The following is a 12,758-nucleotide window of genomic DNA, read 5'->3' on the forward strand; positions in this document are numbered from 1 at the left end:
GAACGTGTCCCGCCCAGCCTTGAGCAAATCTTGCGGCTTGCGCGCCGCTACAGGTCGGTGACCACGAGATCCACCTGCCGTACCCGGCCGGCGGCGGCCGGTTCCTCCACCACGGTGTGCTTCAGCTCGCGCAGGGTGCCGATCAGCTCCCGGGCGGTACGCGGCTTGACGCCGGCCAGGAGCAGGTCACGCACCAGACGCCCCTTGGTCGCCTTGTTGAAGTGGCTCACGACCGAGCGGACGGGCACACCGTCGACCTCCCGCTCGTGCAGCACCCGCACGGTGACCGTCCGCTCGGCCAGCTCACCGCGCGGAGTCCAGGTGGCGGCGTACGCGCCGGAGCGCAGGTCCAGCACCGGGCCCCGACCGGCCGCGCCGGCGAGGACCGACGGCAGCTCCCGACGCCAGTACGTCGACAGCGCCCCGACGCCCGGTAGGCGGGCCCCGATCGGGCAGCGGTAGGGCGGAATCCGGTCGGCGAGACGTACCGCGCCCCACAGCCCGGAACTGATGAGGATCGACCGGCGGGCCGCCCGCAGCGCCGTCGACGGGAGCGTGGCCAGCTCCAGCGCCTCGTAGACCACGCCCGTGTAGAGCCGCTCGGCCGGCGCGGTGGCCGCCTCCCGCAGCCGGGCGTTGCGCCGCAACTCGCCGCGCTGACCGTCGCTGAGCCCGAGCGCGGTCAGCGCGGCCTCCTCGTCGGGCCCCGCGCTGAGCGCCACGAGCGCGTCGAGAACCCGCTCGCGGGCCGGGTTCAGCTCCGGCAGCGAAAGCTTGTCCGGCGTCCATCGCCGCCCGGTGCCGGCGTCGGCCTTGCCCTCCGAGGGCGGCAGCAGGATGAGCATCGGGTCTCCTCGAACGGGTACGGAGGCGGCCTGGCCAGCGTACGGCCCGTCGTCAGCGCCACGGCCGCACCGGGGTGTCGGGGTGGTACACGCGATAGCCGCCCACTTCACGTACCGGGGCGGCGTCGGGCCGGTCGGCGAGCAGCCGGCGCAGCCGCCGGTCCATCGGCGAGTCGATCTCCACCACGTAACCCGGCCGCGCGGCCCGCCCGACCTGCCGCCAGTACGGCCGGTAGCGGTTCTGCCCGGGGGACAGATTGCCGTCGAGCACTCCGCAGACCACCGTCTCGTCCGTGTTGAAGATGAGCCGGTTGCAGGTCCAGTAGTCCCCGTACACCTCGTGGGGTCCGTCGGCGCGCAGCGCGGAGGCCAGTTCCCGGGCCTGGCGCTCCTCGGTCCGCGACGCGGCCGTGCCGCTGGTCGCGAAGAGCACGGTGACCACCAGCGTCGTCGTGGCCAGCGCCGCCAGCACGGCGGTGGCCAGCGCGCCGGTCAGCCGGCCGAGGGCGCCCACCGTGCCCCGCCAGCAGGCCACGGCCACCGCCCAGAGCGGCCAGAGCACCGCCGGCAGCGACAGTTGCAGCACCGACAGGTACCGGGCGTTGTCCAGTGGGCTGGTCGCGGCGAGCGGGCTGCGCACGTACGACAGGAGGGTCAACGCCGCGCCGACGACGAGCGCGAGCTGCACGACCGGCCCGACCCGCGCGGCCCGTGGCGTGCTCTCGGCGGGTGGCGTGCCGGCGGCCCGACGGTACGCGACGAGCGCCAGCGCCGCGGCGGCCACCAGCAGCGCCGGGTAGAGCAGTCCGAACCACTGCTGCCCCCGGCCGCAGCCGTCGACCGGGCAGAGCCCGTGCGCCAGCGGCACCCCGTCCAGCAGGCCGCCCCGAATCCGGTCGGACCACGGCGGCAGCGGGCCGGCCTTGGTGCTGACCTCCCGGAACACCGTCAGCGAGTCCTCACCCGGGCCGGCGCGCAGGTTGTCGATGATCATCGGCGCGACCCCGACCACGAAACCCGCCACCAGCAGCAGCCCGGCCCAGCCGAACAGCTCCCGCCGCACCGCCCAGACCAGGGCCAACGCGGCGACCGCGAGGTACGGCAGGATCAGCCAGTCCGACCAGGCGGCCAGCCCGGCCAGCAGCCCGAACAGCGCGAATGCCGGTCGACGGTGGCGCACCGACCCGGCGGCCAGCCCCACGGTGATCAGCAGCATCAACAGCACCGCCGGCTTGACCTCCGGCCGACCCCCGACCACGGTGAGCTGGTCGCGCACCACCCGCTCCGGGCCCAGCGCCAGCAGACCGACCACGAGGACGGCGAACCACGGCGTGTAGAGCCGACGGGTGAGCCGGTAGACGAGGTAGAGGAAGACCGCGTACAGGGCGAGCACCGGTAGCCGCAGCACCGGCCAGCTCGGCCCCGCCAGCGCGAGCAGAGGCGCGGCCAGGTACGACTCCAGCATCCCCATGTAGTGCTGGCCGTAGAGGAAGACCGGACGCTCGCGGCCCTGCCCGATGTGCAGGGCGGCCAGCCCGAAGGTCGCCTCGTCGCTGTTCGACACCGGCACGGTGTACAGCGTCAGGACCAGCCGGTACCCGACACCGACCAGCCCGAACACCAGCGCGACGAGCGCCGGCCGGTCGAGTCGCGGACGCCACCGCCCGCGGTGCTGCTCTGGATGCGACACGACCACGCCCCCGTCGTCGTCCCGACCGGAGTGTTTCACGGACCGTGGGCCGGTCGGGCCGCTTCGGCCCAGTCCGGCCTGGCTGGCGGGCTGCGGTTCGGACCCGCTCGCGTGGCCGTCGGCGTCGACCTGTGGCAGGGTTGGCGGGTGCCACCCACTCCCGCCGGCGAACTGGCCGTGCCGAATCTGCACCGGGCCGCGCGGATCGAAGACGCCGTGCACCAGCTCGTGGAGCGTCGGCTGCGCCGCACCGGCTGGCGGATGAACATCGTCGCCTACGCGGGCTACGGCCGTCCCGGTTGGGTACGCGTCATGTGCCGGGTGCTGCTGGGCCGTCCCGACAACCGTCAGCGGGGCCGGCTGGACAAGGTGCGTGGCTGGCGCAGTTTCACGACCCTGCCCGCCAAGCACGTCACCGTGCAGATCGAGGCCGGTGGCGTACGACACGAGGCCCGCGCCGACCGCAGCGGTTTCGTCGACACGCTCGTCGAGGCCGACCTGCCTCCCGGTTGGGGCACCGTACGCCTCAGCGTGGCCGACGCCGAGCCGGTCGACGCGCCCGTGCGCATCCTCGACCCAGAGGTCAAGTTCGGCATCCTCTCCGACATCGACGACACGGTGATGGTCACGGCGCTGCCCCGGCCGCTGCTCGCCGCGTGGAACACCTTCGTCCTCGACGAGCACGCCCGTGCGGCCGTACCCGGGATGGCGGTGCTCTACGAGCGGCTCGTCACCGCACACCCGGGCGCCCCGGTCTTCTACCTGTCCACCGGCGCGTGGAACGTCGCGCCCACGTTGACGCGGTTCCTGTCCCGGCACCTCTACCCGGCCGGGCCGCTGCTGCTCACCGACTGGGGTCCGACCGCCGACCGCTGGTTCCGCAGCGGCATGGAACACAAGCGCTCCACCCTCGCGCGGCTGGCCAAGGAGTTCCCCGACGTACGCTGGCTCCTCGTCGGCGACGACGGCCAGCACGACCAGGAGATCTACCGCGAGTTCGCCGCCGCCCACCCGGAGAACGTCGCTGGGGTGGCCATCCGCCGGCTGTCCCCGACCCAGTCGGTGCTGGCCGGTAGCCTGCCCGCCCCGGCCGGACGGCCGTCCTCGGGGCCGGTGGGGCAGAAGTGGCTGTCCGCGCCCGACGGCGCCGGCCTGTGGCAGCTACTCCGCGACGCCGGCCTGGTCTGACCCCTCGACCGGAAACGCGAGAACCCCCGGGCGCCGCGACTCCTGCCGCGCCCGGGGGTTCTTTCCGTGTACTACATCAGCGAGGGTGCGCCCCAGGTGACGGTGCCGGTGGCGCCGTTGCCCGGGTAGAGGGTCATGGTGCCGTTGCTTCTGCGACGGACCACCAGGTCGACCTTTCCGTCGCTGGTGACGTCGCCGAGGCCACTGATGTCGAAGTCACGGCACAGACCGCAGACCAGGACGCGGGTTCCCCATACCGGGGTTCCGCTGGCGGCCGTGTTGGGATAGACCCACATGTCACCGGAGCCCGCGTTGCGCATGACCAGGTCCGGCTTGCCGTCGTTGTTGGCGTCCTCGATGTTCACGTGGTCGTAGCCACCGCAGGAAGAGCAGAGCAGGATCCGGGTACCCCAGGTGACCGCACCGCCGGCGGTGCCGTTGCCCGGGTAGTAGTACATGTTCCCGGTGCTGTTCTCCCGAACGAACAGGTCGGTCTTGCCGTCGCGGTTCACGTCGGCCAGGTCGGACGTGCCGAAGTTGAAGCAGCCGCCACAGACCGACTGCCGCGCGCCCCAGACCGGGTCTCCGGTGGCGACCGTATTCGGATAGACGTACATGTCGCCGGTGCTCATCTGGCGCATGAAAAGGTCCAACTTGCCGTCGTTGTTGGCGTCGCCGATGTTGAACGAGTCGTAGCCGCCGCACCTGCCGCACACGACGATGCCGGCGTCGAACGTCAGGTTGCCGTCCAGGTTCGTACCGCGACGCAGGAGCACGTCGCCGTTGCCCTGCTTGATCAGCATGTCGGTCCGGCCGTCACCCGTGACGTCACGGATGTTCGGCGCGATGACCTGCTGGGCGTAGTTGCCGGGGGCGCTGGCCTCGGCCGGGTTGAGGGCGCGGTCCCAGTGCTGCACGTTGCTGATCTGGCCCGAGTAGTACGAGCTCGGGGAGCCGTTGTAGCGGTAGTGACCGATCACGAAGCGCCCGGTGCTCGGCCAGGACACCGCGGCGGGGTGCTGTGCCGTACCCGCGAGGTTGTTGTTGACGTACAGGGCCATCGTGCTCGTGGTCGCGTTGTAGGTCGCGACCAGGTGCGTCCACACGCCGAGCTGAGCGTTGGGGGCGCTGACGGCCTGGTCGTACGACCAGCCGTCACTGTCGGAGCGGGCCATCCCGAACCGCCAGGTGTTGTCGCTCTGCTCCTGCCAGAGGATGAACCGGGCGGAGCGCGATCCCTCCTCGGAAAGGATGATCTTGCCTGCGGTGGTGGGCTTCACCCAGGCAGCGACGCTGAACGACTTCGTGGTGTCGATCAGCACCGGACTGGCGGCGCCGACCAGGCTGCCGGTGCCGTTGGCGTCCACGCCCGTGCCGGTGGCGTCGCTGTTGAGCCGCAGGTCCGGGCTGAACAGGTCACCCTCGTGCCATTTCGCGTTGCCGGTGCCGGTGAGGGTGATGCCGCCGGAGGTGTCGGCAGCGGTCACCGCCGTGACTCCCGCCTCGCCGTCGTTGAGCGGCCAGGTGTGCTTCGCGGTGACCAGACCCTGGGCCTGCTGGGTGGCGATGGTGGGGGTGGTGCTCAGACCGCTCACCAGGTACGCCGTGGTCAGACCGTTGCCACCGACGGTCCAGAGGTCGGGGGTGCCGTCCGAGTTGGCGTCGGCGGCTCGCAGGCTCAGCGCCGCACCCCGGTTCCAGTTGGTCGAGAGGGTGTACGGCGTGTAGGTCAGCTGGTTGGTGTCCTGGTTGTACGCCAGGTTCGTCCACAGGTGCAGGGCGCCGGTGCTGCTGTTCCAGAGGAACAGTGCGGTGCCGCCGCTGACCTGGGCGGTGGCGATCGTCCAGTTGTTCCAGTCCACGCCACCGGCCGGGGTGAGCGTCGTGGTGCTGCCCGCGTAGTAGTAGAGGCCGGCCGCGAAGGCCATCGGGTAGTAGTTGAGGAAGTACCCGTTCGTCGCGTCGCCGCTGGTGCCGATCAGGTCCGGTATGGTGCTCCCGGTCGCTCGGGAGTCGCCGGCGTTGGCCAACTGCAGCGGAGCGTTGCCGTTGCTGTCGACAAGCAGTTCGCCGGAGACGCTCACCTGGTTGTTGTACGGCTGGATGACCGAGCCGTCGCCGCTGCCCCGCAGGACGATGCCGTTGCCCGCGTTGACGCCCCCGGTGTAGTAGACGAGGACGTCCTGCAGACCGGAGCCGAAGAAGTGGCCGGAGATCGCCTGGCCATTGTTGAAGTCAGACGGGTCCTCGTTGCCGGTGACCCCGTTGCCCCGGGCGCCGAGGTCGTTGACCGTGGTGCGTACCGCGCCGCTGTTCATGCCCGTGCCCAGCCAGAGGCCGGCGGGCAGCCCGTTGCGGGCGCCGATGGTCAGCAGGTCGGCGACGCCGTCACTGGTGAGGTCCGCGTCGGCAGCCGTGTCGGCGGGATCCGCGTTGAAGGTGATGGTGGCGGTCTCGCCAAAGTTCCCACCGGTCGACAGGCTCGTCACGGCGAGAGTGTTGGTGAAACGGGTCGGCGTCACGACCACCGGGGCGGTGCCGGCGGAGGCGGAGATGCTGACCGGGGGCAGGCCGTTGAGCTGGTAGCTGTAGCTGGCCGGCTGGGTGCCGGAGCTCGGCGGCGTGATGGCGAAGCTGACCTCTTCGCCGATCTTCGACTGTCCCTGCGGCTGGCTGATGTCGGGAGCGCCGGTCCGGGTGGGGTCATAGGTGAAGCTGCAGGTCGCCGACCAGTCGCTGGACGCCCCGAAATCGGTCGCCTGGACCTTCCAGGAGAAGCTGGTGATGGCACCGCCGGCGGCGGAGCGCAACGTGGCGACCGGCACGATCAGCACACCCGTGCTGCCGGAGGAGTACGTGAGCAGGTTCGGGTTGGAGGACGCCAGGGCGGTCTGCGCGGAGTCGGACGTCTTCCAGAGCTTGAAGCTCACGCCGAGGGTGCCGCCGTCGGGGTCGGAGACCGGGGCGTACAGGTAGACCGGGTTGTCGCCGACCATCGACCCACCGGCGCAGGCGGTGCGCGGTGAGGTGGTCATGCCGGTCGGCTTGTTGGGCTTGTGGTTGTAACGGATTTCCAGCGTGGGGCTGGTCTCCAGGAATTCCTTCCAGCTCTCATCGTCGCTGGCCTCGTTGCCGCCGATCATCCACAGGGTCCGGGTGGCCTTCTTGTTGGCGACGTCGGTCTTGATCTGGTCGGTGATGTCGAAGGACACGCCTTGGGCGCTACAGCCGCTGTAGCCGTAGGCGAAGCTCCCGGACGCGGCGAGAGGGCCCTTGCTCTGGCCCTCCCAGTCATCCCAGCTGGCGTTCGACTTCGACAACGTCGTCGAGGGGGCGTAGACATTTACCGTCTTTTTGGTGCAGCTCCACGACCAGGTATTGGTGATCTTGAACGTAGCGTCGTTGATCGTCGCGCCCGAGAGGGTGCCGTACGGCACCGGGAAGTTGATGAGCGTGTTCGACCGCTGCTCGCCGGAGTTGCCCACCTGCATCCGACCCTGCGGGTCGGGCGTGTTGTTCCAGTAGTTCGTCGACTGGTGCTGGTACGAGATGCTGGACCAGCCGGACATCCTCGGTCCGGTGACGCTCCAGTTGAAGCTGGGGTCGATGTAGACCGGGTAGACGGTCGCGGCATCGGTGAGCAGCTTGCGGTCCGGCTTGAGACCGAGCCTGCCGGGGGAGACGGCGACCCCGATGGCGGCGGTGCGAGCCGCCCGGCCCGGGGCCGCAGTCGTCGACGCGGCGCCACTGCGCCCGGTCGGGGCGGCGGTGGCACCCGCCGAGGAGTCCCACATGGTCGGGGCCGGCGCGGTGATGACCGCATCGCCGGTGCGGTCCCGACCGCTGATGTTGCCGACCGCGTCGGCGTCGAGGGTGAACCCCTTGGCGGTGGTGGCCAACTCGAGCGTGGCCAGCTTCGGATTCTTCGCCGCCGTCGCGTTCTTGACCACGAAGACGTGGGAGAACCCGCCCTGGGCGTTGACCGTCACGGTCAGGTCCACACCGGCCAGGACGTTGGGGTACGTCGCCGTCGGCCCGGCGAGCGTGGGAGCTGGCAGCGCGACGGGGGCGGTCAGGGTCAGTGCCCGGTCCCCACTGACCAGGTGTGCCATCGGCCCGCTGCCGCCGCCCGACAGGGTGATGTCGTGTGTGGTGGTGGTCGCGGCGACGGCGCCGTTGGCCCGGCGGTACAGGGTGGGATCCAGCGGCTTCCAGTCCGCGCCCACGCGCTTGCGCGTCGGCACCGCGCTCTGACTGAGCAGGAGTTGGCCGTTCGGAAGAGCGGACAGGGTCTCCGTCGAGGTGCCGGCGGCGGTCGCCTCGACCTGCTTACCGGTCCGCTTGGCCTGCGCCAGGGCGGCGTCGACGCCGAGTGCCTTCTTCGGTTCGACGGCGGGCTTTGGCGCTGCCGGTGCCGCGGCTGCTGGTGCGGTGAGCGGAACCGTGGCCGTGGCGATGGCGACGGCGGCAACCGCGCCCGATGCGACGGCGCGTAGGCGCAGTCGTCTCCTGATCATGTCAAGTACTCCCCGTGAGTGCCGTGAGCGCGGGTGCGCCCGATCGAGCGGCCACAGTGAAGCAGGCGTGACCGGCTGCGCGAAACGCCGGAGGGTCCTCGACGCTGTCCCTTTGGCGTTCACTGGAACGTATTTGATGGCTTTGACGAGTGATCATCGTTACCGTGTCGTGACCTTGTGGATGGTCGGACGTGAAACATTGTTCGCGCCACGGGGTGTGTGACCCATCACCCTGCGTGGTTTCTATTTCAGCGAGCAGAGGTGAGGTCTGCATGACCATCTACGGGGGATTACGGCTGCTCACACGTCCTAGACGTCTGGCCGCGACTGTCGTGGCCATGTCTGTGGCGGCGGGCTTGTTGTCGGGTGCGCCGGCGGTGGCGAAGCCGAAGGTGCCGGAGGTGGCGAAGGCGCCGGCGACATCGCCGGGGGAGTCGGTCAAGGGTGTGAAGCCGTTGCCGACGAAGTTCGTCACGCCGCCTGATGACGCGAAGTCGACGTACCGGCCGAGGCGTACGGCGTGGCCGAAGGCCGCGTCGGCGAAGGTCGACCTGCCGGCCGTGTCGGAGGCTGGTGCCCGAGGCGCGGCTGCGGCGGAGGCGCGCGTGGCGGATACGCCGGTGTGGTTTCAGCCGGTCGAGGAAAAGGTTGGCCCGCGCAGCCTGAAGGTGACGGTCGCCGGTCGTAAGGCCGCGGAGGCCGCCGGGGTGGATGGCGTGTTGCTGTCTGTCGAACCGGATGCCAGCGCCGGTTCGGTTCGGGTTGGCGTGGATTACGCAGGGTTCGCCGAGGCGTTCGGTGGCAACTACGGGTCGCGGCTGCGGCTGGTGCGTCTGCCGTCGTGTGCGGTGACGACGCCGACGCGCAGTGAGTGTCGGACGGCGACGCCGTTGACGTCGACGAACGACGCGGCGGCGAAGTCGGTGTCGGCGGAGGTGCCGTTGACGGCGGACGCGCAGGCCCGGGCGGCGGGTGGCATGACCGTGTTGGCGGCGGTCGCAGCAGCCGGCGATGAGGGCGGCAAGGGCGGCACGTACGCGGCCACGGATCTGAAGCCATCGGGTTCCTGGACCGGCGGTGGTAGCACGGGTTCGTTCACGTACTCCTATCCGGTGACCATGCCGCCGGCGGCGTCGGACCTGGTGCCGACGGTGGCGTTGTCGTACGACTCGGGCAGCGTGGACGGGCAGACGGCGTCAACGAACGCGCAGGCATCGTGGGTGGGCGACGGCTGGTCCACGCCGCGCTCGTTCGTGGAGCAGACGTTCGCGTCGTGCATGGACGATCCGGGTGGCAGCGCGTCTCCGGTGAAGACGCCGGACCGTTGCTACGACGGTCCGATGCTGACGCTGTCGTTGAATGGCTCGTCGACGGCTCTGGTATGGGACGCGTCCAAGAACGTGTGGAAGCCGGAGTCCGACAACGGCGAGGTCGTCACCCACGTCGAGAACGCCAACAACGGTTCGGGAACGTAAAACACCGACTACTGGCGGGTGACGCTGCGCGATGGCACCCCAGCTACGAGTTCGGCCGTAACCGGCTGCCGGGATGGGCGTCGGGTAAGGCGGAGACGAAGTCGGTGGACCATTCGCCGGTGTACTCCCCGCACTCCGGCGACCCGTGCTACAACGCGGCGGGGTTCTCCTCGTCGGTGTGCACGATGGCGTACCGGTGGAACCTGGACTACGTCACCGACACCCACGGCAACGCGATGGCCTACTACTACAACCAGGCCACGAACTTCTACGGCCGGAACAAGGGCGCCTCGGACGTGTCCTACATCCGGGACAGCAACCTGGCGCGGATCGACTACGGCTTCACCGACGGTGGCGCGTACGGCACCGTGGCGAACCGGGTGGTCTTCAACACCGGTGACCGCTGCCTGTCGGGGACGTGCCAGCCGCTGAACTCGACGAACAAGGCGAACTGGCCCGACGTGCCGTTCGACCTGATCTGCGCCTCGGGCACCGACTGTGACGACTGGAGCCCGTCCTTCTTCTCTACTGTGCGGCTGACCTCGATCGAGGCCCAGCAGTACAACACGGCCACCAGCCAGTACGAGAAGGTCGACTCGTACGCCCTGTCGCACAGCATGCCGGCCACCGGTGACGGCACCTCGCCGACGTTGTGGCTCAGCGATATCGCGCGTACCGGTCACGACACCAGCGCGGGTGGGTCCACGGCGGCGATCACGTTGCCGTCGGTGTCGTTCACCGGCGTCAAGCTGCCCAACCGGGTCGACATCACCGGCGGCCTGCCGTCGTTCTACCGCCAGCGTATCGCCACGATCACCACCGAGACCGGTTCGGTGATCTCGCCGTCCTACGAGTTGCCGGTGCCGTGCACCGCCCCGGTCAGCACCGACCCGGCGGTCAACACGAAGTCCTGCTACCCGGTCTACTGGACCCCGGACGGCTACGTGAACCCGTTCAAGGACTGGTTCAACAAGTACGCCGTCACCCGCGTGACGTCCACGGACCCGACCGGCGGCGCGGCGGCCCTGTCGACCAGCTACAAGTACCTCGGCGGCGCGGCCTGGCACTACGACGAGAACGAGGTCGTCAAGACCAAGTACCGCAGCTACGGCCAGTTCCGCGGCTATGCCAAGGTGCAGACGTTCACCGGCGACGGTGTCAACGACCGCCGCACCCAATCCGAGACCGCCTACTACCGCGGCATGTCGAAGAACAACAACAGCATCGTGCTGAACCTGACCGACTCCGTCGGCGGCGACCACGAGGACATCGACGAGCTCGCCGGCAAGGAGTTGGAGAGCACCCGGTACCTCGGCGAGAACGGCCGTGTCGACTCCTCCACCATCACCTCCTACTGGGTGTCCGGGGCCACCGCCACCCGTAGCGGGACCGGACTGTCGGCGTTGACGGCGCAGTGGGTCGCACCCATCAAAACCTACAGCCGTCAGGCAGTCACCAGCAGCGGCTCGGTGACCTGGCGTACCACCGCCAGCGACAACAGCTACGACGCGAACACCACCAGCGCCACGTTCGGCGAGCTGAAGAACACCTACACCTACACCGTGCCGGCCGACACGGCGTACAACCAGTGCACCACCTACACCTACGCGCCGGTGAACACCGGCAAGAACCTCGCCGGGCTGGTCAGCCAGACCGAAACCGTCTCCGTGGCCTGCGGCGGGTTCACCCAGGGCAGCCCCGCCTCCGAGCCGGGCAGCGTCAACACCCTGACCGCCCCGGGCAGCGTCAGCCGGCCCGCCCAGGTCGTCAGGGCCGAACGGACCTTCTACGACGACCAGACCTTCTCCACCACGTTCCCGCAGACGAACGCCCCCTCCAAGGGCGACGTCACCCTCACCCAGACCGCCAAGGACTACACCTCCGGGGCGTACGTCTGGCAGACCGCCGAGCGGTCGACCTACGACAGCTACGGCCGGGTCACCGACTCGTACGACGCCGAGGGCAACAAGACCAGCAGCGGCTACACCATGAACGCCGTCAAACTGGTCACCGCCACCTCCAGCACCAACCCCGCGGGCACGCGGGTTCCATCACCCTCGGCACGAAGCGCGGCATCCCGCTGGTCAGCACCGATGCCAACGGCGTCGTCACCACGCAGCAGTACGACGCGCTCGGCCGCGCGACGTCGGTGTGGCTGAATTCCCGTGCGACGAGCGCCGACGCGAACCACAAGTTCGGGTACACCGTCTCGAAGACGGGGGTGTCCGCCACCACCACGCAGACCCTGAACGACTCCAGCGGCTATCAAAAGGCCGTCACCATCTACGACGCGTTGCTGCGTACCCGCCAGACCCAGGCGATCACCCCGCAGGGTGGCCGGATGATCACGGACACCTTCTACGACACGCGCGGGTGGACCCGCGCGTCGTACAACGGCTGGTGGGACGACGCTTCGTTGCCGGCGGTCAGCACGCCGGTGTCGGCGGCCGACTTGGGTAAGCAGGTGCCGAACCAGACGTTCACCACCTACGACGGCCTGGGTCGTGCGGTGATCGTGGCGGCGGCCAAGAACGGCGTGACCGTTTCGACGACGACCACGGTGCACGGCGGTGACCGCACCACGGTCGTGCCGCCGGCCGGCGGGGTGGTGTCCGCCACGCTCACCGACGGGCTGGGTCGGAAGAAGGAGTTGCGGGAGTACAGCGTCCGTCCGACGGTGACGACGCCGTCGGACACGTTCACCGGCACGTTCGCCGTCTCCGGCGGGACGGCGACGATCAGTAAGTACGGCTACGACGAGCACGGCAACCAGTCGACGCTCACCGACGCCAGCAACAACGTGTGGACCTCGACGTACAACCTGCTCGGTCAGGTCGTGGCGAAGTCCGACCCGGATGCGGGTAGCAGCAGCATGAGCTACGACGCCAACGGCAACCTTCAGGAGTCCACCGACGGGCGCGGCAAGACCCTGTCGTACACCTACGACTTGTTCCGCCCCGGGTTAGATGGAGACATCGAAACCTGGGAGGAACACCAGCGATGCCGGCACCGAAGAAGTACAACGATGAGTTGCGTGAGCGTG

The 12,758-nt window shown here is 69.5% G+C and carries 6 protein-coding genes and 1 pseudogene; 4 read left to right on the forward strand and 3 right to left on the reverse strand.

From position 1 onward, the window contains the following. Positions 1–47 precede the first annotated feature (47 nt). Both yaaA and ACGFH9_RS17725 read right to left on the reverse strand, forming a co-directional pair. Positions 48–845: a peroxide stress protein YaaA gene (yaaA, locus tag ACGFH9_RS17720; RefSeq protein WP_393220205.1), complete on the reverse strand. Its 798-nt coding sequence runs from the start codon at positions 843–845 to the stop codon at positions 48–50. 52 nt (positions 846–897) lie between these two features. Next, positions 898–2,541, reverse strand: coding sequence for an ArnT family glycosyltransferase (locus tag ACGFH9_RS17725; RefSeq protein WP_393220207.1), 1,644 nt, complete (start codon positions 2,539–2,541; stop codon positions 898–900). 141 nt (positions 2,542–2,682) lie between these two features. Here ACGFH9_RS17725 and ACGFH9_RS17730 point away from each other — a divergent pair, with 141 nt between their 5' ends. Next, entirely contained in the window at positions 2,683–3,723 is a 1,041-nt protein-coding gene (locus tag ACGFH9_RS17730) for an App1 family protein (protein ID WP_393220232.1), read from the forward strand. A 71-nt stretch (positions 3,724–3,794) separates the two neighbouring features. On the opposite strand, the gene ACGFH9_RS17735 is transcribed toward ACGFH9_RS17730, so the two are convergent. Next, entirely contained in the window at positions 3,795–8,240 is a 4,446-nt protein-coding gene (locus tag ACGFH9_RS17735; protein ID WP_393220210.1) for a LamG-like jellyroll fold domain-containing protein, read from the reverse strand. Positions 8,241–8,578: 338 nt separating this feature from the next. On the opposite strand from ACGFH9_RS17735, the gene ACGFH9_RS17740 reads away from it, so the two are divergent. The 3 genes and pseudogenes from ACGFH9_RS17740 to ACGFH9_RS17750 form a co-directional block, all read left to right on the forward strand. After that, the gene (locus tag ACGFH9_RS17740; protein WP_393220213.1) at positions 8,579–9,715 is read left to right on the forward strand and encodes a hypothetical protein; all 1,137 of its coding nucleotides are present in this window, start codon (positions 8,579–8,581) and stop codon (positions 9,713–9,715) included. A gap of 119 nt (positions 9,716–9,834) precedes the next feature. Further along, on the forward strand, positions 9,835–11,874 hold the full coding sequence (locus ACGFH9_RS17745; protein ID WP_393220216.1) for a hypothetical protein: 2,040 nt from the start codon (positions 9,835–9,837) through the stop codon (positions 11,872–11,874). A gap of 62 nt (positions 11,875–11,936) precedes the next feature. After that, positions 11,937–12,758 (forward strand): annotated as a pseudogene (locus ACGFH9_RS17750) (hypothetical protein); the annotation flags it as partial.

Source organism: Micromonospora sp. NPDC049102, from assembly GCF_043197485.1.
Lineage (GTDB): Bacteria > Actinomycetota > Actinomycetes > Mycobacteriales > Micromonosporaceae > Micromonospora.